We start from the raw sequence: 23,906 nt of genomic DNA on the forward strand, positions 1-23,906 counted from the left end.
TTCTGGCCGCGGGCCTCGGCGTTGGCGTTCCCCCCCCCCCGCCTGATTAATACGACGGCCACCCCTAACCCCCCCCCCCCCCCGGGGGGGGGGGGGGCCCCCCCCCCGCCCCCCGCGACGAGAAGGCACCAGGCACCGCCGTCACCTTCGGGCGAGACCGCCCGTCGTCTTCATCCAGCTGTGCGCCGGCCGCCCCGGGCGCGCCCCGTTCAGGCCGCCCGGCTCACCGCCTGGTGCAGCGCCCCTCCCCACACATGCCGTCCCGCACAACGCGCCTGGCACCGGGGGTCCTTCGCCGCGCGAGGCCCCCGCACCGCACCGTCTTGGAGCACATCATGCAGATCACGCACCACGTTCCGCTCGGTCCCGTGACCGTCTCCCTGCTCGCCCCCGGCGACTGCTTCAGCGTGGCCGTTCCCAACGGGGCCCCGCACCCCTGCCGCCCTCCGTTTCTGAACATCGTTGAGATCGCACGGAACGCGACGCTTCCCGGCTACACCACCGTGTCCACGACCGACGGCCCGGTCACGCTCCCCTGCGACCTTCCGATCACACCGCACACCATGACGCGTTCCCTGCCGGTGACCTGCGCGGAGTGCGGCACCGTCGAATGGCTCCGGCGGGATCTCGCACTGCACGGCGTCCCCGCCCTGGCGGTCTGTTCCGACTGCGCGCAGCAGGCGCCCGGACCGGACCCGTCGACCGCAGAGGGCCGCTCGATCCGAACGCTGCTCGTGAAACTCGACGCGCTGGAAAGCAGGTCCCCGGAGTGGCCCGTCGACGCCATCGCCGAGTACGTCAGCACCTGGCGGACGCAGTTCCAAGCCGGTCAGCACGATGATGCCAGCGAGGGCGAGCACACCGCCGGGCGGGACTCCGCGCACCCGAACGAGAACGGCTCCGTGCACCGCATCCACCTGCCCGCCCAGCGCGACCGCCGATGGGGAGCCTGACATGCTACGCCCTGCCACCAACCGCCCCGAGGGGGCAGCCATCTGGGCACTTCACACCGCCGTCCACGACATCCAGCACCGCTGCGGCGAGCTGCCGGGAGCCGACGTCGTGTACACGGTGGAACGGTGGCTGGAGCAGTTCGACTTCTCCGAGCCGACTGCGCCCGACCACCCCGAGGAACAGCCGCTCACCCTGGAGACACTCGGGATCCGCTACCTGCTTGCCGTGGCCGACCGGACCTACGCCACGCCCGGCCGGCGCGACGACGCGATCCGCACTGAGCTGGGGCTCTCCCCTGCCAGGTACTTCCTGTTGCTCAACGCGGTCATCGATCAGACCGCAGCACTCCGGCTCGCCCCCGTCACCGTCAACCGGTTGCGTCGGCTGCGAGAGGTGAAGCGGTCAGCCCGCGAGGGCGGCAGCTCCACCTGATCCGCGCCCGGGTGCCGCCGGGGTCCGTGCGCAGCACCGCGGCGGTCCGGAAACCCGGATGACACCACACCAGAATTAGGCATTATCGAGCATGTCGGGATGGTGGTTGCCATCCCGACACCGCCCAACGTCCGTCGCACGTAGGGAGTTCGGCCATGAACGGACAGACCACCGCAACGATCCACGGCCGGGTACACGGCACCGTGCAGCTACGGCTCACCGCCTCCGGCACAGACGCCGCCCGCTTCTGGATCCTCCAGTTCCCCGCCGCCGACAATCGCGACACCGACCGGCCGAGGCAGGGCGACCCGGTTCCGTTCATCTGCACCGTCCAGGGCGCAGCCGCGCGGCATGCCGCCGAAACGCTCACCGACGCCGTGCACGTCATCGCCACCGGCGAACTCAGAGTGAGCCCGAGCCCGCAAGCGTCCGGCACCCAACTGCTGTTCCTCGACAACGCCCGCGTCGGAGTCGACCTCAGCCACCACGTCGCCTACATCGACGCCACCCTCCCCGCTGTCCTGGCCGGACACGCAGCCACGCACGCCGCCTGAGCCTCACCATCGCCCCCGGTCTGCGGGTGCCGCCGCCCACGGCGCGGCGGCACCCGCAGACCGGCGACCCGAAAGGACCACGCGATGCACACCATGTCCCTGGCCGCCGACACAGCAGCCCTGCTGCTCCCCGAGAACGCCTGGACCGCAACACCGGATCCCGCATGGGGCGGTGACCAGGTCGTCCGCATCACCCACTCCGACGGCCGCTCCATCCGGATCCAGCCCGCGCGCCGCAACGGCTACATCCACGCCAGCGTGATCTACCCCCACCCCAGCCACTTCCACCTGCACGCCGCCCACGAGCCCACCACCGAAATGCGCGCCGACCGCGGCGCCGCGGCTCTCGCCAAAGCCATCACCCGCAAGCTGCTGGAGGTCTACACCGACACCTACGCCCAGGTCCTCGCGGCCAACACCGCCTACGCCGAACTCCAGCAGCAGGAGCAGCGGTTCGCCGAGCGCCTCACCGAGATCATCCCCGGAGCCCGGATCACGTCACACCAGACGGCGGTCACCGTGAAACACAACGGCCCCGCACCCGCCACTGCCTCCATCCAGGTCAGCGGCGGGCAGCACACCGTGACGCTCCGCTGGGTCGGCTCAGCCACGGCAGAAGCCGCCGCGCGCGCCTACGCCGAGACCGTCACGACCGGCTCCGGCGCGGCCCCGCGCGCCGAGAAACTGCGCGCGGAGGCCGAGCAGTTGCGTACCGAGCTGGCCGAGGCGCGAGCGCTGGCCGCTCATGCCTCGGAGTACCGCGTTCTGCTGCCCGACATTGACGCAGCACTCGTCGTCCGTCGGCAGCCCCGGCACAGCGGCGACGGATGGTCCGTTGAGGCCCTGGGACACGGCGGTGGCCGCGCCTGGACTGCGGAGGGCTGGCAGCACGCGTTCGGTTCCCTGCGCGTCGACCGCCTCTTCTGCTGGCCGTCCGCGGCTGCCGCCATCGATGAGGCGCGCAACGCCCTTGCGGAGCACCTCTGATCGCGCAGCCATCTTCCGCCACGCATCACCTGCACCCGTACCGCCCGGAAGGAACTGCTCATGTCTGACCTCGAACTCGCCAACACCCGCGCCGGCGGCACCCGCCTCATCGGCACCGCCAAGGGCGACGGCACCGCGGAGCTTGTGCACCACCAGGGCTTCCGGTGGTCCCACCGTCAGCGCTTGTGGTACGTCCCGGACAGCCGCGACACCTGCGCCGACGAACGCCACCTCCAGCAGACTGCCGAAGCTCTGCGCACGGCAGGCCACACGGTGAACGTCACCGTCGACAACGACCACCGCCGCTCGTTCGCCGTTGCCGAAGCGGACCGGACCGCAGCAGCGGCGGCCCGCGCCGAGCGGTTCGGCCGCTGGGCGCAGCGCGCCGCGACAGAGGCCGAGGCGCACTATGCACAGGGGCAGCGGATGCTGAAGTCCATTCCCCCGGGCCAGCCGATCCTCTACGACCACTACAGCGCCAACCGTGAGATCCGCTTCCGCGAGCGGATGCGCCGCCACTTCGAACTGGGTCACGCCGCCTCGCTGAACGCCGGCGAGTGGGCCCGCCGGGCCGAGCACGCCGGGCACTACACGCAACACCGCCAGGCTCCGGGCGCCACGTTGCGCCGGATCACCGACCTGGTCGCCAGCGTGCGCCGCATCGAGCGGCAGCAGCGGGCCGAGGTCCTGCGCGCCACGGAAGGGCAGGGCGAGCCCGAGAGCCTGGTCGATGTGCTCGCCGAGCTGGACCGTAAGCACCACGACCTCACCGAGCAGATCGGCTACTGGCAGCACGTCATCGCCGAGGCCAAAACCAACGGCGCCAGGATCTACGGCCCCGACGACTTCACGGCCGGGCAGTTCGCTCACGTGTGCGGCCGCTGGGTGGAGGTCTTGAAGGTCAACCTGAAGTCGCTGTCGGTGGCCAGCTGCGCGGCGCGGCAGGATGTCGTCACCCGCGAGGATCCGGGCGTACGGCCTGCCCGCGTTCCGTACAGCTCGGTCACGGGCCAGGCCCGCCCCGATGAGGTTCTCACCGAGGACGACATCCACAAGGCGTGAGCCCGATGCCGCCTCACCTGTCACGTCACTGAACAACACCGGCCCACGGGCAGTTCATCGCCCGGGGCTGCCCCGCACCGGAAAAGCGCGTGACACCACGAAGTTTTTCGGTATTATGGAACATGTCGTCACGCGTTCGATCTGGAGACACCATGGACATCCACGAACTCGACCATCTGAACATCGACGAACTTCGCGCCGCACTCCACACCGAGGCGGACCGACTGCCCGACCGACACCCCGTACGACTGGTGTGGGAACGGCTCGACGAAACGCTGACCGCCCGCGGCCCTGAGTACCTGAATTGGAAGCCCCGTACACGCGAGCTTTGGCCAGTGGTTGCTGTCGATCTGTCCTTGGGCTGAGGCTCGTTATGGGGCCGGGGCTTGTCGCCGGCGAGGGAGAGCCGACGCCCCGTGTCGCAGGGGGTGGGCATAGTGCCCGCAGAAACGAAGATCGGGAGCGTCACGCGCGAACGGTACGAGGAACTCATAGCGCAGGACCGCAAGCTCGTGCTGGACGAGACGAAGATCCAGTTCAAAATCGGAGACGACGCGTTAGAGATCGAGCCGCCGCGGCCGCACGGTGGCTCCCGTCCTGCGGCTGCTGAGGACGGGGCGGGGGTACGCGAGACGCTGGAGCGGTTCGCGGAGGACATCGGTCTGTCCTACGACCAGGTCAGGATAGTGAGGCACACGGCGAGCCGGTGGCCGCGTGAGCACCGTGCCGAGGACGTCGCGTTCAACATTCACCGCATCCTGGAACAGCGGGAGGACCGCTTTGAGGTGATCTTCGATCCGCCGCTGCATCCGCGCAGTGGGAGGCGCCAGTGGACCGGGGATGCCGCGAAGCGTCTGGTTGGCTGGCAGGTCGACACCCCGCGGTCGGTGCAGGAGAAGGTGGAGGCGATTCATGACTTGGCGGCCGACGAGCAGGTCGCCGCGCGGGTGGCGACCGACTTCCTGCGCCGTCCGGATGTCGCTTTCCGTGCCGCGAGCGACGACACCGCCCGGCATCTGTTCAACAAGGCCCAGACCGCGAGGGCCCAGCAGTTCGAGCAGGCCGCGCAGGATCCGGCCGATCCGCGGCGGAAGAACCCGTTGGCGCCGGCGCTGCGGGCGATCGACCAGAACATCGAGTTCTTCGACCTGGTGGGCGCCTTCCACAAGTTCGTCGCGTCCCTCAACCGGCTGGTGCCACAGTTCCACGGTCGGCAGCTGACCGAGGACGCACGGGACGTGGTGCTGCAGAACGTCGCACGTGCGCGGGCGGCCTGCGACTGGGTGGAACACGCAGTCTCCACGGGCGAGACCGACATGGACGAAGAACTGGCCCGCCTGCTGCGCGGCGGCGAGTAGCCATGGCCCGCCGCAAGGGGGACGCGGCCCGGCGGCACGCCGAGTGCATCTGCCGCATCCTGCTGGAGGCCCGCCCGGCCGGTCTGGACTTCCCGCAGCTGCTGGCCGCCTGTGAACTGACCCGGTATCAGGCACGCGATGGGCTTGCCATGCTCCGTGACCTGATCGCCGAGCGGGGCTGGCCGCCCCTGGTCTACTCCCGCCTGGAGGGCTGGTACATCTTCACCGCCGACCCTGACGAGCTGGAGTCGTACGAAGTGCTGTGGGTGCGAGGAAAGCTGACCCAGGTCCGCCGCTTCATCACCTCCACCCTCGCGCCGCATGCCCAACTGACGCCGGAGGACAAGCGGGTGCGGTTCATGGTCACCCAGATCAACGCGGTCGAGGCCACCCTCGACCTGATCGCCTGAACCGGGAGACACACATGCGGCAGCGACGCTATCCCTCGGACACCAGCGATGCCGAGTGGCAGGCCATCGAACCGTTGCTGCCGCCACCCGCTTGGACAACACCGCGCGGCGGTCGGCCCGAGGCGCACCCGCGCCGGGAGATCGTGGATGCGATCCGCTACGTGTGTTCCGAGGGCTGCCGATGGAGAGCGCTGCCCGCAGACTTTCCGCCTTCCGCCACCGTGTACGGGTTCTTCCGGCGCTGGACGAGGTCCGGGACCCTGGAGAGAGTTCGTGATTGCCTGCGCCGTCAGGTGCGGTGTCGCACGGGGGCCTCGCCGCACGGGGTGGCGTCGGTGATCGATTCCCAGTCCGTCAAGGCCGCCGAGACCGTCGCCAGGGCATCGCGAGGATTCGATGCCGCGAAGCACATCAACGGCAGGAAACGCCATGCCATAGTCGACCTTCAAGGGCTTCCCCTGCTGGTCAGCGTCACGCCCGCCGACATCCACGACGCGAACGCCGGACGGATGATTCTGACCCGCTTGCGCCAGGCACATCCCGAAGTCGCCATTGTCTGGGCCGACTCGGCCTACGCGGGCACCCTTGTTACCTGGGCGAAAGCAACCTTGAACCTGACCGTCAGGACCGTAAGCCGGCCCAAGAACGCCTCCGGATTCGTGCTGCTGCCACGCAGGTGGATCGTGGAACGATCATGGGCATGGTCTATGCACGCCCGCCGCCTGGTCAGGGACTACGAACGCAGTCCGTCCAGTGCCGAGGCGATGCTCACCGTCGCGGCGATCACGCTCATGTCCCGCCGCCTGGCCAGGCCCGACCGCTATCCCACCTCCGCGCCGGCCCGGGCCGGAGAAGCCCTACAGGCAGCGTGAAAAGGGGAAGGTGCACCATGCACACGAACGTGCGGATGAAGTGGGCTGCGCTCGGCTGATCCGGCGCCGTTTCAGGCGAGGAACGCTCCGTCTGGGTGTCCGGTCTGACGGATTGCCCCCAACGGGTATGGGGTTGACCGGCTCTGCTGCTGAAGGTCGCGATGAAAATCGCCCAGCACGGCAGCAATCGGAGCGTGGCGGTCGAAGATCGAGGCGATTCGCTCCGGCACATCCGCAGGGATCTGCCCTCGGGCGCATGCGCGCACGAAGGCGCTACGACCTTCCTCCCCGAACCCGTACAAGGCGGTGGCCAGCCAGCGCACCAGATACGTGACGGTGTAGCTGGCGTCGTAAGAGCGGTGCTGATCGAAGAACTCCGCTTCGTCCGGGGCGAGGTCGAACTGTGAGGAAATGGCCAGGCCGTAGTCGGCGAAGAAGAGACGATGACCGTCGGTAAGGATGTTCTCGAAGTGCGCGTCGAAGTGCAGCAGCCCACGCGCGTTCATGAACGAGACGCCGGCTGCCAACTGTTCTTCCACCATGGCGCAGGCCCGGCCCGCTACCTCGCCCCCGGCGGCGACCTGCGCGCCCAGCCACTCGTGCACATTCTGCGGAAAGTACTCGAGGAAGAGCACCACACTGGACGAGGAGCGCTGCAATGCCTCGATGCGTCGGCGCACCTCCAGCCCGCCACCCCAGTAGGCGACAACGCGCTCCACGTCGGCCAGTTCCTCGGGCAGCGCCCGCAAAGGGCTCGGCAGCACCCGCCAGTGGTACATCAGCGGGAAGCCCTCGCACTCACCCGCGAGCACCCAGTTCGTCGTCATGGTCTGCGCAGCGAGCTCCCGCCAGGCCCCAAAACCCGGCCCGCCGATTCCGTAGTGACAGAAAGTCGGCAGCCCGAACACGTTCGCCGTTGACCGGGCCACCTCTGGCTGGACCTCCAACTCGGTTAGGGGCACTTGCTTCACGAAGACGGGAGTTCCGGCGATTTCCAGCAGCGCCGACGTTCCACCGATGCCAGAGCCGAGAGGCCGGGCTTGGTCCACAAGATCCGCCAGGCCGCGGTCACTGCAAAGGGCCAGCGACGTGGAAACGGCACTGTGAGCGGCCAGACGCGTACTGCGAGACATCACAGGGAGCTGCATGAGACGTCACTCTAGAGGGTGATCGACCACTGCCAGCGATCACAGTTCATCGCTGCAGCCATGGACATGTCCGCTTCAAATGCAGGTTCTGAGGGGCTGCCCGCCCTGTGGGATGCCTCCCGCGAGCCCGGCGCCCCGGCCCCCTCGGTGCGCCCCTTCCTCGATGTCTCAACGGCGCACCCGCGACCGGCCGTCGCCCACAACCTCGATCTCTACCTGGACGCATCGCCCACACCGCACGGCTGGTGGGTCTACGCCCCCCAAGAAGCCACGGAGCAAGCAGTACGCGAGGACTGGCCCGACGAACTGCTGCCCGTCGTGCAGCTGGCCCGCTCACGCGGCTGCGCCTACGTCCTCTTCGACGCAGACGGTCCGACCTACAGCACTCTCCCCGTCTTCGGCCACTAACCGACCGCAGCCGCGCCCGGTGCCCCCACCTCGGCGAGGCGGGGGCACCGGACACCGGCCTCACATCACACCGAGCACACGAGAAGGGACCCGCAACCCATGACAGCCGCCGGCGACTCCGCCCGCAGCCTCCTGCTCCCTGACACCTACGTGCGTCTCGCCCATCAGGCGGCCGCCGCTGCCGTTGCTGCTGCCGACAGCGCGATGGAGGCAGCGTGCCGCACCCCCTCCGACCCCACGTCCGGAGCCGGCCGCCTTGAGGAGGCCATGCACGCGGCCCATGCTCACGCCTGCGAGGCCGAGCGCTTCGCCCTGTGGACCGCGCAGTGGGACGCCGACGAGACACACCTGAGTGTGCTCGCCAACTACACAGCCCGCGCGATCGATGCAGCTGTCCGCGCGCAGGAGAGCGCGGGGAGCAGGGGCGCGGACGCACGGGAACTGCGAGCGCTCATGCGCCGCCCCCTCAGCGCCGAGGAACGTGCCGAGCGGGAGCGTGCGGCACGGCGCCAGGAGGCCGCGGACGAGGAGGCCGCGCGGTCGGCCACCGGTATGGACAGCGACAACCGGCGGCAGGCAGAGCTCAACCGGTTCCTGGCGGAGGAGACCGTGGCCGGGCTGGGATGGACGCCCGGGCATGTCCGCGTCCTGGAGGCGGCCGCCGCCGGCGGTCTCTACTGGCACAGCGGGCAGGCACGATGCTCTCCCGTCCCCGGTACACGTACGGGGGGCCGCAAGGTCAGCCGGGAGCGCACGGAAGCTCTGTTCGCCATGCGATTCCTCAGCGCGCGCCGACACAAAGACGGGTCCCGCTCGCTCACCCTCAGCCCCATGGGGTGCATCGCCCTGAAACTGGCACGCCTCCAGCCTCAGGGGCTGTTCGCCGACGAATGCTCCGCGTACGCGGCCCGGTACGCGCGCGCAGCACGCAGCTGGATGTCCGGCGAGGAGAAGAAGTCGGCCGGGCGCCGCCTGGTCCCGCTGGACCGGATCGCGCTGCGCCTGTACCGGCAGCCGGTGACTCTCGTGGAGCAGGAGCAGCAGGTCCTGCGTGACGCGTCGCAACAGTGGGAGGACGAGGGCGGCTTGTGCCCCGGCGTGCAGACACCGCGCCCCGCAGCCGCGGCAGATGCGACTCCCGCCGGCGCAGCCGCAGAACCCGGGACCCCGCACCCCCCAGCGCCGGCCGGGCGGGACGACGGCGCCATCGCTGCGGTGCGCCGACCGCAGCGTGTGCTCTCCTCATCCGAGCTCCGCGTCGTGCACGAGACCTCGCTGCTCAACCTTCACGGTGCTCTGCTGATGGGCATCGTCGACCCGGTGGCCAACCCCTCTGCCATGTCCGAGGCCGAGGGTGACTGGGTCCGCAGCAACGTCTGGCCCGAACACCTCAAGACGATTGACCGCAAATATCCGTGGGGGTTCTACCGCTGGTCGACCTGTGAGCGAGGGACCTGCTGGAACTGCCTTGCGGGACGCTGCGACTGGTGCGTTGACCGGCAGCAGGGCGGGCCCAACCAGGACGACAACACCGGCTGGCTCCTGAACCAGCACGGCTTCGCCGTGGCCAAGCACATTCTCAGGCCGGGCGGTGAGCGCTGCATCTGGTGGTGCCGCTGTGCCTGCGACAAAACCGGTGCGCTCGCACGCCGGGCGCGCGTCCCCGCTCAGTCCGCCGGCCGCGCAGAGCCACCGGAGCCAGCCGCGCCAGATCAGCAGGAGCTGCCCGGCAGCCGGACACAGCTGCCGCTGTTTTGACCACACCCCACTCGATCCGCGAACGGACACTCCGCCGCCTGCGGCATCTGTCACGGGAGGACTCATGAAACACACCGTCTCCGACGAGCAGATCGCGGCCGCACTTCGGGGCGGGCTGTCGGCCGCCCGGGTGGGCGCCGACCTTCACGTCGACCGCGCGCGCGTCCGGCGGATCCGCGACGCCCTGGGGATCGCACCCCAAGGCTTCAGCGCGCAGGCCACCGACGAGCAGATCGCGGCCGCACTGCGCTCCGGCCTTTCGGTGACGAGAACCGCCGCCACCCTGCACGCCGACAGAGCACGCGTCCGCAGGATCCGAGACGCCCACAACTTCGACCGGTACACCGCACCGGAGACAACCCGCACGCTGGAGGAGAAGTGGGCCAGCTGTACGCGCCCCGGCGAGGACGGTCACCTGCTGTGGACCGGCGAACGCAACGGGAAGAGCGGGAGCCCCGTCATGCGGCACCGCGACACGGGATACAGTCCGGCGGCCGTCGCCTTCCGACAACGCACCGGCCGGGACCCGCACGGTTACGTCTTCGCCGCCTGCGGACAACGGCACTGCGTCGCCCCCGACCACGTCCAGGACCAGGACGAGCGCGCGGCGGCACGCACCGCCCTGCGCGGCGCACCGGTTCCCGGCACCTGCCGGTACGGCCACGCCCAGGCGGCCCACGGCCGGTTCGAGCCGGACGGCACCGCGTACTGCGCCCGCTGCAGCTACCTGACCAAGCACCCCGACCTCGACGACCGCCCGACGCTGCCCAAGGATCTGTCCGAGGCCCTGAACCGCAACATCGAGATGCTCGACCAGGTGCACGCCCGCTGGACCGGTCCGCGCGCCAACGGACGGCCCTATCTGTTCTTCGGGGGCACGCGGTTGACTCCCGCACGGGAGGTGTTCCGCCTGCACCACGGGCGGGAGCCGAGCGGACAGGTCAGGCCGGTCTGCACGGTTGACGAGTGCATCGCAGTGTTCTGCCTGCAGGACCGGACGCTCCGCACAGCCGAAGCCCGGCTGTACCGGGCCGTTTTCGGAAGAGCCGCCCCCTGAACAGGACCCCACCGCCCCTCAACCCGACTCCGACCTTCTTCCATACATCCAGGGAGCTCCGCATGGACAACAGCAACGCCACCGAACTGCTGCTCGCACTGGCTCATCAGGCTCCAACCGTCGACGACACCGATCAGTTGAAGGAGATGCTGCGCACGGCGCACACCGCATGGTGTGAAGGCATCGCAGAGGTGCGGTACCACGTCGTCCGCGCCTGCCACGACCTGACCGACGAGACGGTCCGGCAGCGCTGCACCGCGGCCGGGACCGAGTGGGCCGCGGACATCCCGCGCAGCGAGGCGGTGTCGCGCCTTGCCTTCGCCGTGTGGGAGGACTCGCCGGCGGCCATGGCCTTCAGCGAGTTGGAGACCTGCGCGTCGCAGCGCGGGGTCAGTCTCGTCGACGAGGTCTTCGAGTAATCTCGGGGACGGACTGGACACACACCACCCCCTATTGGCATTATCGAACATGTCGCACTGATTCTGGGTGCGGCCACTCGACGACGCCGAAGGGGGTTTGTGATGTCCGAGACCGCACGCCTGGTCGACACCGCGCAGATCGCGGACGAGTTCTCGACGAGCAAGCCCCGCATCAGCGAGTGGAGCAACGACCCCTCCAGCGGCTTCCCCGCGGTGCACCACCTCGAGGGCCGCAAAAAGTTCTGGGAGCACGACAAGGTCGCCGCGTTCTTCGCCGCGCGCACCAAGCCTCAGCGGACGCTGCCGGCCTCCGTCCTCGAGGCGGACCAGGACGAGCTCCTCACCAAGAAGGAGGTCACGCAGCTGCTCGGCTACGCGGCACCGTCCACGATCAACGCGTACTTCCGGGACCGGCCCGGGTACTTCCCCGAGCCGGACGAGGACATCGACGGGCAGAAGTGGCGTCGCGGCACCATCGTCGCCTGGGCACAGAGCCGACCGGGCAAGGGCCGCCGAGGCAAGAAGACCGCCGCGCCGCTGCCGGTCGTCGACGCCAGCGGCGATCCCGACGAGCTGCTCGGCAGCGAGCACGCCGCGGCGCTGCTCGGCTACTCGAGCAAGGCCAGCTTCTCCAGCGCACTGCACCAGGGCCTCATCCCCCAGCTTCCCGAGCCCGAGCAGCGCGGCGCCGGCCGCGGGGCGCCCAAGTTGTGGCGCCGCGCCACGATCGTCGCCGCGGCCCGGGAGCGCGGCACCCTCTCGAGCACAGCCGAAGACGACACGGTCGGCGCCGCCGAAGCGGCCCAGATCCTCGGCTACGCCAGCACCAGCAGCTTCACCAGCGCGCTCGCCCACGGCCAGCTGCCCGAGCTCGCCGAACACGACACCGTCCAAGGACGGCGCGGCAGCGAAGGCCCGCCGCAGCAGCGCCACTGGCAGCGGTCCCGGGTCATGGAACTCGCCGATCAGCGGCGCGCCAAGCGCACCACTGCGCAGGAGCTAACCTGAAACGTGGCAGACGGGAAAAGGGGCCGACGAACGCCCCGGCGGCCCGACTGCCCACACGACGACCGGTAGTGAGGGACTAACCACCCCTCCCCGGGAGACTCCGTCTCCCGGACCGGTCGTCGCTTCTATTCCATCAGGAAGCCTAAAGACCCACGAAGCCCCGCCGCAAGATATCCGGCGGGGCTTCCGGACCCAAAACAGCAAAGCTAGTCAAAGTGATATCTCAACCAGTCTGTCCCACCTAGCGGAACAACTCCGGCTGCCGCAAGCCGCTTTGCTTCATCCGTGTAGTAATGACTAGCCACCCGTGACCGCGCACCCGACATGGAATTCTCCAGCCAGACACCCTTATACATATCCTTTGCGGCACGCTGCCGCAACCTTCTCCAAACTTTCGCGAGCTCCGCTTCGTCGGTCACACCCGCAAGGAAAGATTCCCTGAGAATTTTGTCAGATTGCTCGCCAAGGGTGATAAATAGGGAGTCAGGATTTCTCTTAGAGTACTCAAGCGATGATTTAGCGCCCAAGTCGGCAGGAGTGGGACTTAGGGAAATGCGATCGATGCCGCCACTGCACCTTACGCCTTCCCCTCCCATATCAGTTCCGCTCACTAGTTGCACTCGATAGTCGGGGAAGAAGCACTCCTCCACCAGAGACATCCCCAACTCGCGAGCCCACCCCAAAGCCATCAGGAAGATCTCTTGCCGGTCACCGTGAAACTGTAGAGTTATCCTCATTGCGACTCGCTAGTTGTAGGCAACAAAGTGCATTGGGATCCCGATATCTTCGAGATCTTGTAGCGCCTCTGCTTCTCGCTTTATTGGGGCGCCAGATCGCATCGTCCGTTTCCCAACGTTGATCCCATACATGCTGCCATCCGGCCTTTGTACGAGAACATCGGGGCGACGCGAACTCTTGAATCCTCCGGGCGTGGCAAACTCCCTTTCAGGCAACGTGCCACCTCCCGCGATCACCTGCCCATCAGTCACCTGGTCTGCAACCTCGGCGATCTTGAGGTTATGCGGGCCTGTACCTGCCGGCTTGGGCCCACGCATCATGGCTGGCTTGCCGCCATTGGCGCAATCGCACACCGACCTATGGCGAGGGATGGATCCACCACAGTTATGAACCAGAACCGCTGCGGTGCCCGCCACTACATAGTACGTGTGAAGGCCGTCGACAGTCAGATTTCGGGTTTCCTGCGTGCGGTGGCGACGCTGTACGGCTTGGACTGTGATGGTCTCGCCATCGTCTGCGCGGAGAGTCTCACCAGCCTGCAGGGTCCCAGCGAGCTGCCATGCATGCTTCGACGGTGACCAAAAGGGGTGGTGCACGGTGGCCGTGATCGTCGCAGCGTTCTTGCCGTGACCGACAACCAAATTCACGAATTCTTTGTCGGTCTTCGTGATGATTGTTCGGAGAACGGTCCTGGTTTCAGTTTTTCCGTTCTCAGGGTTAGTTGCGAGAACCTTGTCGCCAGGCTTAACGTCCTCAATCTTCTTAGTTGATCCGTCGGCCAGCTTCACCCTCGTGGTCAAAGAGAAGCTGTCACAGCCGCCAATGCCCCACCCTCTGCCGAGACCACGAATCGGGGAGATACCACCGAAACTTCCTCCGAGCATTCCCGTACTGATCGCCGCATCAAGACTATGCTGCCTGACGCTGCACCAGAAGTCACCGTCTTCACAGCCGATATCGACGAGGCCCATGGTCTCGCGCCAGTCGGGAAGGTCGGTGGCGCCGGTCGCCGCTGGTGCATTTATGGCAGCTTGTTCGGCGACAGCGGAGGTGCATGCCTGCTGTGCTGTGTAGCCGAAGGAGGAGCAGCCTCCGCCGCCTCCGCCGGAGGTGGAGCTTCCAGAAGAGCCGGTGGTGTCCGAGCTGTTGGTTGTTCCGGCGTTGTTCTTCTTCTTGCAGGTGTAGTAGCAGTTTCCCTTTCCTGTGCCGCCTCGGGGCTTTCCTACACCGTCACGGGTTCCGCCCTTTGTCTTTCCGCACTGACCGGTGCCGTCGTCCTCACACAGACCGCTCGGGTCGCTGTAGTTGATCGGGTCGTTGTGGCTATAGCTGTAGCCGGACAGATTTTGTGGGTCGTAGGGAACGGAGAGCGGGTCGGGGCTGAGGAAACGGCCGAGGGTGGGGTCGTAGGCTCGGGCGCCGAGCAGCGAGAGACCGGTTGAGGTGTCCTCGGTTTTGCCCAGGAATCCGCGGTCGGTGCCGGCTGGGAGGGCCCCGGAGCGTTGGTCGCCGTAGGGGGTGTAGCGGCGGCGTGTGGTGGTCCCGCTGTTGGCATCGATGGCGAGCTGGGTGGATGCCTGGGTGTCGGCGGCGAGGTAGGTGGTTTTGCCCTTGCCTGCGTCGGCGTTGGTGGTGCGCATCGCGACGGTGGCGGTGCCGCAGGTGTAGTAGCGGGTGGCGGTGACGTTCTTGCCGTCGGTTGTGGACAGCTCGGTGCCGCCAATGTAGGCGACTGTTTCGGCGGGTGCGTTGAGCAGGATGAGGTTGCCGTCGGCGCCGTAGGTGTAGCGGGTGAGCTGAGTTCCGCTGGCTTCAGTGATCTTGACCGAGTTCAGCTGGCCGAGGGGGGTCCAGGTGTAGTCGGTGGTCTTGGCGGTGGTGGTGCCAGCGTTGGGTTCTATGCGCTGGCGCATGGTGCCGTCGGCGTTGTAGGTGAGGGTGTCGGTGGATTTGAGGGTGTTGTCGACGAGGTTCTTGACGCTGCGGACGCCGTGGGGCTGATCGGTGTTGGGGGTGGTCCAGGTGCCGTTGTCGTCGTAGCCGGGGTAGAGGTAGTCGTGCAGTGTGCTCTGGCCGGTGGAGCTGGTGTCGGTGACGGTTTGGAGGTTGCCCATGCCGTCGTGGTTGTAGAGGGTCTGGTAGGGGGCGGTGCCCTCGAAGTCGGAGGTCGTGACGCCGTTGCAGGAGGCTGCGGTGGTGGTCAGGGCCCGCTTGAGCATGCCGAGCTCGTTGTAGGTGAAGCACTGCGACTGCGGGACGGTGGTGAGGTTGGCGCTTTGTTCGCGCAGCTCGGTGAGCCGTCCGGCCAGGTCGTAGTTGTAGTTGTCCTTCTGCTGACCGGTGGACAGGCCGTTGAGTGTGGTCTTGGTGGTGATGCCGGTGAGCGCGCGGGTCGCGTCGTTAGTGGTATCGGTGTCTGCGGTGTTATCGGCGTAGGTGTAGGAGCGGGTGGCACTGACCCCAGTGGTGGTGTTGGCGGCGCCATAGGTGCGGGAGACGAGACGGTCGTAGGTGTCATAGGCCGTCTGTCCGACGTAGGTCGTGTTGTTGAGGCTGGAGGTGACCTTGTCGGGATGACCGTAGCTGTTGAAGGTGGTGGTGACCGTCTCCGCGTCGAGGCTGCCGTGGGCGGCATCGAGTGCTGGGTAGCCGACGGTGATGATGTGCTCGGCGGCGTCGTAGCCGTAGGTAGTGGTGTAGCTGCCAGCCAGTCCGGTGATCTTTGCCGGGATGACCGTGGTGGTGGAGGTGGGGCGTCCGCGAGAGTCGAAGGCTCCCGTTTTGATGGAGTAGGTGTTGTTATCGGCGTCGTGGCTGGTGCTCTGGACGACCTTGCCCTTGCCTCCGGGCACTGCGGTGCCGTCGGGGTTAGCGTCCCACCACCACGTGGCGATCTCGGTGCTGCCGGAGCGGATGGCGGTCTTGCGGCCCATGTTGTCGTAGGAGTACGACACCGTGGTTTTGGCCGGGTCGAGGGTGCTGGAGGACGACTTCAGGTTTCCGATCACTGTGTCGGTCTGGCCGTTGTCGTCGTAGGTCGTGACTGAACCGCCGGCGTCCGGGTCGTCCATTGTGGTGCGGCCGCCAGCCCAGTCGTAGCCGTAGCTGGTTTCGTTGCCGCGGGTGTCGGTGATGGACGCCAGCTCGTCTTTGGCGGTGTATCCGTAGTTGGTGGTGTAGGCAGTTGTGCCGTTGTGCTCAACGATCCTGGCGGTTTGGTCGTACACGTTGGTGTAGGTGTCGGTGATCGCGTTGCTGGTGCTGGTGAGTGCCGTCGTGACGGTGGTCTTCTCGCCGTTGTAGGTGGTCTTGACCGTCTGCTGGCTCTGGGTGACGCCGAGCGCCTGGAGCTGGGAGAGGGTGGTGCGGCCTGCCCAGTCGGCCACGACGTCGGTGTATGAGGGGATGTCGTTGACTTCGGGGCTGGAGGGGCCGGTCGCCCCGGCGACGCCTTCGTTGCGGAAGACAGCGGAGGTGCCGGCGACGTTCCCGGAGGAGTCGTAGCGAGTCGCGGTGACCTGCCGGTAGTGCTTGGTTCCCTCGTCCGGCAGCGGCACCTGGGTCTCGCGTGCGCGGCCCAGTGCGTCGGTGAAGGCGTGGGAGGTTATGTAGGTGGAGCCGGACTGCAAGGTGCTGGTGGTGATGTGCGGGTAGCCGTCGACGGAGTCCGGGACGCCTGAGCCGTTGGTCGAGGTCGGGATGCGGTAGTCGTACTTCAGCGAGGGGTTCGCGCCGCCGGCTTCGGTGGGCTTCCACACCTCGGTGACCCGTCCCGCACCGTCGAGCGTGATCGTGGTGGTCTTGCCGTTGACGTCCTTGACACGGGTGGGCGCGCCCCATTGCGGGTCCATCCACACGGTGGAGGTCAGGGCGCCACGCGGTGAAGCGGCTCCGTCCGGGTCCGGGGTCGTGGTCGTGACGCCGTCTTCGGGCCAGTTCGCGGTGGGGCTGTAGGTGGTGGTGGTGCGGTTGTGCTTGCCGTCCTCGGTCCACTGAACGCGGCCGGCTGCGTCGTACTTGGTGTTGACCGTGCGGTACGTTCCGGATTTCGTGTAGCTGCGGACTTCAGTGGCGTTGCCGTCGGCGGGCTTGTTGTCAGCGACGGCGGTGGAGTTGTCGAAGAGAGTGGTGGTGTAGCCGTCCTGGTTGGAATCGGCGATGCTGTCGCACCCGACGCGGTAGTGCTTGACCTGGTCCTGCAGCACGGTCCAGCGCTGGGCGCCGGTGGAGTCGTAGTCGTCGGTGTTGTAGGCGCGGCCATAGGCCGTGCAGCGGTTGTCGGAGACGCCGGTCTGGCCCCAGTCGTCAGTACGCATGGGCAGGCCGAAGGTGGTGGAGGCGCCTTCGCTGTCGTCGTATTCCTGCTCTACGCCGTGCTCGCGCCACGTGCCGTCGGAGAGCAGGGTGCTGGTGATCTCCTTGGACTGGCGGACGAAGCGGGCGTCGGGCATGCCGTCGTACTGGGCGGTGTTGTGTGACCAGTACGAGTAGAGGGTGTGTTCCCAGCCCTTACCGGTGTCGTCGCGGCTGGTGGTGGAGATGGTCTGGCCGTTGAGCCAGTCGGAGTCTGTGTAGGTGCCGCCGTAGCCGTCGTTGACCTTGACCGATCTGGTGGCCGACGCGTCGGTCTTGGAGGTGCGGTCGCCGTCCAGGCCGCGGTAGAGCCAGTACTTGGTGGAGTGCTTGTTCACTCCGGCGCCGGTGGTGACTTCGACTTCCTGGTAGCCGCGCCAGTCCGACCAGGTTTCGTCGTCGTCCGGGGTGAGCGGGTCGGCGGTGAAGCGCCAGCCCGGGTGGTCGACGTAGTCGTAGGTGGTGGTCATCACCGGGGCGCCGTCCTGGTTGGTGGTGACCGTCGGGTCGACCTCCACCTTCTTGACCAGGTACTTGCGGAACCAGCCCGTCTTGGCGTCGTCGGCTCCGTCAGGCGTCCACTTCTGCCAGTAGCAGTCGGTGTCGTTGGACGCCTGGGACGGAAGTTTGTCCGCGTCGCAGGGGTTGGCAGAGCCGTAGGTGACGGTGGTGGTGGCGCCGGTGTCGCCGTGGATCTCGTTGACACGGCGGAAGTTGAGCTCGGTGGAGCCGACCTTGTTGTCGAGGTCGACACCGTTGAAGTTAATGACGGGCAGCACGACGTTCGTGCCGTCGCCATAGGTCTCGCGCTGCAGGTAGTCGAACCACAGAGTCTTGCCGATGGAGCCAGCCGGGTTGGGCATGCCGTGCTTGGTCTGGAACTGCTCGACCAGGTCACCGTCCGGGGCGTCCTTGGTGATGACGTAGCTCTTGATGTCCCAGAGCATGTCGGTGGAGAAGAACGTCGGGTAGTACGTCTTGCCCGCGCAGTTGTAGTCGCCGGAGGTGCCGTCACACATGAGGTCGATCGGCACGTCCGGATAGGAGCCCGGCTTGTCTTTGAACGTCGGGCAGTCCGGCACCGTCTTGCGCAGCGGGTCGTCCTGGCTCATCCGCTCCACGCAACGGTTGACGTGGGAGAGGGTGACCTTGGCGGTCGCGGTAGAGCCGGGGATCTGCGAGGCCCAGCCGTACTGGATCTCGTGCACGTAGCCGGAGGAGACGTAGGAACGGGCCTGGTCGACTCCGGCGACCGAGCGGTAGTGGTTGTACTCCTTGTCGTAAAAGTAGACGGTCTCGACCTCGTTGGCGTCCACGACGCGGTCGAGGTTGAAGCGCCAGGCCTGGGTACAGGGGTCGGGGAACTGGTCGTGGCACGGCTCGCCCGGGTCGTTGCCGACCACCGGCACGGTGTACACGGAGGCGGTGGTGGTGCCGGTGCGCTGGGACTTGCCCCAGCCGAAGTAGTAGCGGTGGCCGTCCTGGGAGGAGATGATCCAGTACTCGCCGTCCCGGCCCGCACCGTAGCCGCCGAAGAGGCGCTGGACGCGCCAGCCCGGGTCGTCCTTGACGTGGTACGAGCCGGTGCCGGTGTTGTCCTGGATCAGCTCCGAGGACACACCGTTGAGGTTGATGACGTAGACCGCTCCCGAGGGTTCCTTGGCGGTATTCGGGGAGCCCCAGCACAGGTCGCCGATGGTCTTCAGACCGTCCTGGGTGCAGTTGCGGTATCGGCGCTCGATGAAACCGGTCGACAGGTCCCAGCCCATGCCGGCCCAGGAGGCCTGGTTGTTGGAGGCGGAGGTGCGGCCGTCCACGGACTGCGAGTTGTAGGACAGCGACAGCGAGGGCGCTTCGCCCACCGGGGGCTTGGGCAGGCTGATCGGCAGGTTGTAGGTGAAGGCTCCCGAGCCGGTCGCCACGTTCCACGAGCCGGTCGGCGACAAGGTTGAGGCGCGGTAGTCGCCCTGGTCCGAGGATGCGCCCGCGGTCAGCGCGTACACGCTCGCTCCGCCACTGCTCTCCGTGGTCCCCAGTTGCGTGCTGGTCCCGTCACCTTCGTCGGGGCCTGCCGTGACCGTGGCGGTGAGAGTGCCCGCGTCGGTGTCGTTGTCCGCCTCGACGAACTCCCGCTCGGTGCAGTCCTCGGCCTGCGGCGTGTCCAGGGCGCAGGCCGGCATCTTCACCAGGCGCAGCCGGTCGGCGAAGTCACCGCCGTAGGCGTACTTGAAGCCGGAGTAGTCGATGTCGACCTGTACCTTGCCGGGTTCGTCGACGCCGTCAGTTCGGGTGACCTGCAGGCCCAGGCCGACGCCGCCGGCCGGGGCGACCGTGTCGCGGTCGAGAACGCGCACATCGACCTGATCGGGCGAGATCGACTCGATCGTCGCTTCGGTCGGTTCGCTCTCTGTGGGGGCGCTCGGCTCGCTGCTCGCGGTTGGGGTGGACGACGGTGTCGCTGAGTCGCCCTCCGACGGGGCCTGCACGGTTGCGGAGTCGGAAGGGCTCGGGCTGGATGCGGGGTCTGCATCGCTGGCGAGCTGGCGGGTTCCTCCGGTTTGAACGCTATTGCCCTCCGGCACGGGCAGTGGGGCGACCTCGATGACGTCCGCGATCTGCGTTTCCGCCTCACCGGCGCTCGCCGATGGCGATCCCGACGCGGCGGGGGACGAAGACGGTGCAATGACCCCTGCATCCCCCGGGTCGACGGCCGACAGGTCTACACGAGCCTCTTCTGCCGACGGCCACTTGGGAGTCGGCAGAGCTTCACCCGCCTCCTCCACCTTCTGCGGCTCAACTGTGCCGAGCGGCTGAGAAGGCACCACTGGCGTCGCATCCTGTGCAGCACTCGCCTGCTGTGCAGGCGCCACGATCGACACCGACGACAACAGACCAGTCAGCAGCGCACCCGCCACACCGGTCGAGACATAGCGCGCTATCCGCGCACGCCGAGCAGCCACTCGAACTCCCACCCCATGCGGCTACCGAAAGATGTCGGGTTCGTGCCGCAGTCCAATGAAGAACACCGACCCCTCAAAGTGCTCTGCGCTCCCCAGCGCTCAGTCGGCACACAGAAGATGATCAGTGAAGGAGGAACGTAACTGCTGTGAACATGACGTGAATACCAAGATCGGATTATTAATTGGCCATGGATAGGTCAAATGAGGAACCGTTGCTGCCCCTGTGTGTTCGTCACGCGGTTCAACGAGTTCAGTTGGAGCGATCGTGCGGGTCTACGAACATCCCGGGCCCGACTGCCTACGCGACGGCATAGAGAGGGACTATCCACCCCTGCCCGGGAGACGTTGTCTCCCGGACCGGTCGTCGTTTCATGTTCAGCGTCGTGACCTCGCGTCGCAGATTGTGTCCCCGGGCAGATCGCTCAGGACAGCCAGCCGGGCCAACTCCAGCGCCCCGCTGAACGTGTCAGCAACCACCCTGGCGCGCGCTGCCATGCCTGCGAGGTCTGCGACGGCGAGCTCGTGCGCTGCCGTGTCGGCGAGCACGTCCAGGACGTCCCCGTCATCGCCAGCGAGCCTTTGCATCTGCTCGAACTCAGACAGGCTGCGATCCGCCTCGGCGGCCTGATCCGCGTAGATCTCCAGCGCCTTGAGGCGTGCTTCGATGCCGGCCAGGGCGAGCGCGAGGTTCCCGTCCCGGCAATCGACAGCCTCGTCATCTCGGTCGGCGGTTGGCTGGGCGGGGCCGCTCAGGAGCAGGCGGCTGTAGCTGGCCAGTGCCTGAGCGATCTCCCACACCTGCAGGGGAAGAACCCTGTCGTTGCGCAGCCGGTCGACCAGGTCGCGTCGGTGCACCTCGGAGCCGGCGACGCGCTCGACCGCACGCTGGGCGCGCACGAGCAGGGCCGCCGCCTCGTCGGTCAACTGATCGGGCCGGATGACGCTGCGGCGTGCCGTCTGCAGAACGCGCAGCTCGCCGTTGTGTGTGACCGCAGCCGCGGCGCGCATCAGCGCGCCGAGGACGAACCAGAGCAGCACCAGCGCGCACACCGGGCCGAGCACAGCGTGAAGTCCGGCCGAGGCCTCGTCTGCGGCCGCGGCGAGCGACACCGCGCGCACGTCGTGGGCTCCGGTGCTCCCGGTGAACCACCACACCGCTGCTGATACGCCGGCAACTGCAGCGGGCGCCGCTGCTCCGTGTGCGGCCGCGGCCAGCGGATGGGACGGACCGGCGGCGTAGCGGGCCGGGGACTCGTCTGCCCGCTGCAGGAGTTCACGTACGGCTCGCGGAAGGCCGGGATCGCTGACCGGCGCAGGCCTGACGGTGCACGGGGTCATACCGTGCCTCCCCAGATCGCCCCGACCAGCGTCCCGGCGAGCAGCGCGGGACCGAACGGCAACGCAGTGCTGCGTGATGCCTTTCCGCGGACCATCAAGACGATCCCGTGGATGGCAGCGATGAGGTAGCCGGCGAAGAGACCGACCAGCAGGGCGCCCCAGCCGTACCAGCCGAGAACACCGCCCAGGGCGAGCGAGAGCTTCACGTCGCCGAAGCCCATCGCTTTGGGACTGATCAGGAACATCAGCAGAAAGAGCCCGCTCATGCTCAACGAGCCGAGCACAGCCGTCTGCCAGGAGCCGCCTGCCCCCGGGAACAGCGCAGCGACACCGAGCAGGGAAATGGCGGCCGCGGCCAGCGGAAGGGTCAGCAGGTCGGGGAGCCGGTGCACGCGCACGTCGATGACGGCCAGCAGGACACCCCAGGGAAGGATCAGCATCCACACCAGCAGCTCGGGCCGCAGTCCGGTCGACGCCGCGAGGGCGAGGCAGGCGAGGGCCGTTGCGAGGGGCGCTCCCCATCCGGCGCGCCCCGCTCGGTAGAAGTGCGCGCCGCCGCGGCAGTACGGCCCGGTGATCCAGCCGTGCATCCCCTCGGCCAGCAGGTGGCCGTCGGGGCACCGGGTGGGCCGCGATCCTCCGACGGGGATCGCGAGCCGGTACGCCGCCGGGAGGATCAGCCAGCCCGCGAGAGCGCCCCACACCACGGCGGCCGCCACCGTCATCCACATCACAGAAGCTCCCCGCCCCTCAAAGCGTGCTCATTGTTGCCCATCAGCCGCACAGCCTGCACAGATCACCGGGCGCGGGCACCGGACGTCCGCAGGTTCCGTCTTGTCCCGGGCACTCGGGCATGGGAGGCACCACGGACTGCACCGGCACAGAACTCGGTGTCCCCTGGTCTCCGTGCGGCGGCACAGGCAGGCTGTCGCGAGCGTGCGCGTCAGCAGCTGCCAGCTGGGCGAGCTGCCGCAACCGCGCGGCCACCAGGGCAGCCAGCGAGTGAGTGCGCTCGTGCGGTGGCGGATAGGGCCGACCGACCAGGGCCTCGCGGATGTTCTCCCGGCTGACGCCCGCTTCGAGAAGCGAGGCAACGAGCGGGGCCTGGTCGGCCAGAGTGCTTCCTGTGGCCAACGCCGCATGGAGTTCGGGATGGTGACGGGCGATGGACAGCAGCACCGACTCCCCGAACCGCCGCGCCACCATGTCGACGTCGTCCTCACGCGCGGACGGAGGGAAGGAGTTGGTGTTCTCCTCAGTGGTCTTCTTGAAGTTGTTCTTCTTAGGGGGCGGTTCCTCCTGTACAGGCTCAGCCTGCACAGGAAAACCCGACCTAGGTTCTGACCTGCGGCTTTCAACGCGCGGCGCCTGTTCCGGATTATCCGACTTAGGTTCTGACCTGCGTGAACGCCGTGAATGTGGCGTAGCGCTGTCGCTGGCAGGCTGTTCCGTCCACGGGGCAGGCGCCACGATCTCGACACCGGCCGGCATGTCGGTGAGGTAGTAGTGAATGTCCTTCAGACGTCCTCGTGCATCACGCTCGCGGGCGCGATGGAGATAGCCGCGGTCTTCGAGCTCGCCCAGAGCCGTCGCCAGCGCGTCTCGGCCCTCGGGACCATTCCTCACCAGCTTGGCCAGGGACATCCCGTAGCCGTCCTGGTGGCTGAGCAGTTCGACCAGCAGCCCGCGGGCCCGCCGCGACAGGCGCCGGTCGCGCACCGCCTGGTTGAACACGGTCGTGTAGTGGGCGCCGACCACATCGATCGCCATCGGGCCACGCCGGATCTGTCCCCCGAAACCGCGTGCTGGGCTCACTGCTCACTCCGTCCGTTCACGATCCGCCGCCCGGGTCGGTGCCGCGCATCACTGTTCATGTCGGAGTTGACCCGCCAACCCGTACCGATCTGCGTACCGGTCGAGGCGTACAGCGATCACGGTTGCGTCACAGTCCGTGACAGGCGGTGGTACGCCTTCCGGTGCGCACCGTCAGGTGCGCAGCAGCCCTAAAGCAGGCACCCGGAACGATCGGGACCGGGAGCTGCGCAGTCCCGGACACTGCGCTGCGCAGCACCCGGAGCGAGCACTGCGCG

General features: G+C 67.6%; 19 protein-coding genes. 14 read left to right on the forward strand and 5 right to left on the reverse strand.

Annotated elements, in window-relative coordinates:
- Window positions 1-335 precede the first annotated feature (335 nt).
- From ABT127_RS34605 to ABT127_RS34645, 9 genes are all read left to right on the forward strand, one after another.
- Entirely contained in the window at window positions 336-953 is a 618-nt protein-coding gene (locus ABT127_RS34605; RefSeq protein ID WP_351459000.1) for a hypothetical protein, read from the forward strand.
- A 1-nt stretch (window position 954) separates the two neighbouring features.
- The gene (locus ABT127_RS34610; RefSeq protein ID WP_351459003.1) at window positions 955-1,386 is read left to right on the forward strand and encodes a DUF3263 domain-containing protein; all 432 of its coding nucleotides are present in this window, start codon (window positions 955-957) and stop codon (window positions 1,384-1,386) included.
- A 155-nt stretch (window positions 1,387-1,541) separates the two neighbouring features.
- Window positions 1,542-1,940 (forward strand): single stranded DNA-binding domain-containing protein, encoded by a 399-nt coding sequence (locus tag ABT127_RS34615; protein WP_351459006.1) that lies wholly within the window; start codon window positions 1,542-1,544, stop codon window positions 1,938-1,940.
- A gap of 84 nt (window positions 1,941-2,024) precedes the next feature.
- A complete protein-coding gene (locus ABT127_RS34620; protein WP_351459009.1) occupies window positions 2,025-2,927 on the forward strand; it encodes a hypothetical protein in 903 nt (300 codons plus the stop codon).
- A 60-nt stretch (window positions 2,928-2,987) separates the two neighbouring features.
- On the forward strand, window positions 2,988-3,989 hold the full coding sequence (locus tag ABT127_RS34625; protein WP_351459011.1) for a DUF3560 domain-containing protein: 1,002 nt from the start codon (window positions 2,988-2,990) through the stop codon (window positions 3,987-3,989).
- Between the two features lie 152 nt (window positions 3,990-4,141).
- Window positions 4,142-4,354 carry a hypothetical protein gene (locus tag ABT127_RS34630; protein WP_351459013.1) on the forward strand — a complete coding sequence of 71 codons (213 nt, stop codon included), beginning with the start codon at window positions 4,142-4,144 and terminating at the stop codon, window positions 4,352-4,354.
- A 72-nt stretch (window positions 4,355-4,426) separates the two neighbouring features.
- Window positions 4,427-5,347, forward strand: coding sequence for a DUF6192 family protein (locus ABT127_RS34635; RefSeq protein WP_351459016.1), 921 nt, complete (start codon window positions 4,427-4,429; stop codon window positions 5,345-5,347).
- Window positions 5,348-5,349: 2 nt separating this feature from the next.
- Window positions 5,350-5,757: a RacP protein gene (locus tag ABT127_RS34640; protein ID WP_351459019.1), complete on the forward strand. Its 408-nt coding sequence runs from the start codon at window positions 5,350-5,352 to the stop codon at window positions 5,755-5,757.
- Window positions 5,758-5,771: 14 nt separating this feature from the next.
- Entirely contained in the window at window positions 5,772-6,629 is an 858-nt protein-coding gene (locus ABT127_RS34645; RefSeq protein WP_351459021.1) for an IS5 family transposase, read from the forward strand.
- A gap of 71 nt (window positions 6,630-6,700) precedes the next feature.
- Here the strand turns inward: ABT127_RS34645 and ABT127_RS34650 are convergent, their stop codons facing one another.
- On the reverse strand, window positions 6,701-7,777 hold the full coding sequence (locus tag ABT127_RS34650; RefSeq protein ID WP_351459024.1) for a protein kinase family protein: 1,077 nt from the start codon (window positions 7,775-7,777) through the stop codon (window positions 6,701-6,703).
- A 66-nt stretch (window positions 7,778-7,843) separates the two neighbouring features.
- Between ABT127_RS34650 and ABT127_RS34655 the strand changes: the two genes are divergently transcribed.
- From ABT127_RS34655 to ABT127_RS34675, 5 genes are all read left to right on the forward strand, one after another.
- On the forward strand, window positions 7,844-8,185 hold the full coding sequence (locus ABT127_RS34655) for a DUF5983 family protein (protein ID WP_351459027.1): 342 nt from the start codon (window positions 7,844-7,846) through the stop codon (window positions 8,183-8,185).
- 99 nt (window positions 8,186-8,284) lie between these two features.
- The gene (locus ABT127_RS34660; protein WP_351459029.1) at window positions 8,285-9,943 is read left to right on the forward strand and encodes a DUF6248 family natural product biosynthesis protein; all 1,659 of its coding nucleotides are present in this window, start codon (window positions 8,285-8,287) and stop codon (window positions 9,941-9,943) included.
- 64 nt (window positions 9,944-10,007) lie between these two features.
- A complete protein-coding gene (locus ABT127_RS34665) occupies window positions 10,008-11,000 on the forward strand; it encodes a hypothetical protein (protein ID WP_351459032.1) in 993 nt (330 codons plus the stop codon).
- A gap of 62 nt (window positions 11,001-11,062) precedes the next feature.
- Window positions 11,063-11,419: a hypothetical protein gene (locus tag ABT127_RS34670; RefSeq protein WP_351459035.1), complete on the forward strand. Its 357-nt coding sequence runs from the start codon at window positions 11,063-11,065 to the stop codon at window positions 11,417-11,419.
- Window positions 11,420-11,521: 102 nt separating this feature from the next.
- A complete protein-coding gene (locus ABT127_RS34675) occupies window positions 11,522-12,427 on the forward strand; it encodes a hypothetical protein (protein WP_351459038.1) in 906 nt (301 codons plus the stop codon).
- 746 nt (window positions 12,428-13,173) lie between these two features.
- Here the strand turns inward: ABT127_RS34675 and ABT127_RS34680 are convergent.
- The 4 genes from ABT127_RS34680 to ABT127_RS34695 all read right to left on the reverse strand — a co-directional run bounded on the left by ABT127_RS34680 (window position 13,174) and on the right by ABT127_RS34695 (window position 23,586).
- Window positions 13,174-20,478 (reverse strand): polymorphic toxin-type HINT domain-containing protein, encoded by a 7,305-nt coding sequence (locus ABT127_RS34680; RefSeq protein ID WP_351459041.1) that lies wholly within the window; start codon window positions 20,476-20,478, stop codon window positions 13,174-13,176.
- A gap of 375 nt (window positions 20,479-20,853) precedes the next feature.
- Window positions 20,854-21,597 (reverse strand): hypothetical protein, encoded by a 744-nt coding sequence (locus ABT127_RS34685; protein WP_351459044.1) that lies wholly within the window; start codon window positions 21,595-21,597, stop codon window positions 20,854-20,856.
- Between the two features lie 215 nt (window positions 21,598-21,812).
- Complete coding sequence (locus ABT127_RS34690) at window positions 21,813-22,547, reverse strand: prepilin peptidase (protein ID WP_351459154.1); 735 nt, start codon at window positions 22,545-22,547, stop codon at window positions 21,813-21,815.
- A gap of 43 nt (window positions 22,548-22,590) precedes the next feature.
- Window positions 22,591-23,586 carry a hypothetical protein gene (locus ABT127_RS34695; RefSeq protein ID WP_351459047.1) on the reverse strand — a complete coding sequence of 332 codons (996 nt, stop codon included), beginning with the start codon at window positions 23,584-23,586 and terminating at the stop codon, window positions 22,591-22,593.
- Window positions 23,587-23,906 lie beyond the last annotated feature (320 nt).

Source organism: Streptomyces sp. NPDC001904 (assembly GCF_040297005.1).
Lineage (GTDB): Bacteria > Actinomycetota > Actinomycetes > Streptomycetales > Streptomycetaceae > Streptomyces.